This window comes from Trinickia soli (genome assembly GCF_002879855.1).
In the GTDB taxonomy this organism is placed as follows: Bacteria; Pseudomonadota; Gammaproteobacteria; order Burkholderiales; family Burkholderiaceae; genus Trinickia; species Trinickia soli.
The window spans coordinates 1-384 of the sequence record NZ_PNYB01000102.1 but is presented as its reverse complement, the minus strand read 5'-3'; the positions used below and the strand labels follow the sequence as shown (position 1 = coordinate 384).

Sequence of the window (384 nt, the reverse complement as noted above, 5' to 3'; positions counted from 1 at the left end):
GTTTGGATACAGCAATCCCCTAAGTGTTATGTTCAACCAGTTACTTAAACAGGTAAGAAATGGCAACTGACTCACAACTAACCATAGAAACGGCCCTGAATGTCGGCCTGGCACTTCTCGGTTGGCTTTACATCATGTCCCGTACATGGCGATGGCTGGGTTCCATTTTCCTAAAACAGTGGAAAAAACGGCGCAAACAGGAACTACGCCAGAAGGCATTAGAAGCGTTCTATGACGCATTTGAGCTTAGCCGCATTGAACCAGGTACAACAGCCAGGATAGCGACAAAAGGCGACCTGATGATAGTGATGTTCCGACAGGAGAGAGCAGAGAAAGGGGAATCAGCATGAAATTTTCCAAATTTTCTGAGTTGGTGAATCGTAT

The 384-nt window shown here is 45.8% G+C and carries 1 protein-coding gene; it reads left to right on the top strand.

Annotation, left to right across the window (positions count from 1 at the left end; genetic code table 11):
• Positions 1-59: 59 nt before the first annotated feature.
• A complete protein-coding gene (locus C0Z19_RS27845) occupies positions 60-350 on the top strand; it encodes a DUF4752 family protein (protein ID WP_001520753.1) in 291 nt (96 codons plus the stop codon).
• The last annotated feature ends 34 nt before the right edge of the window (positions 351-384 follow it).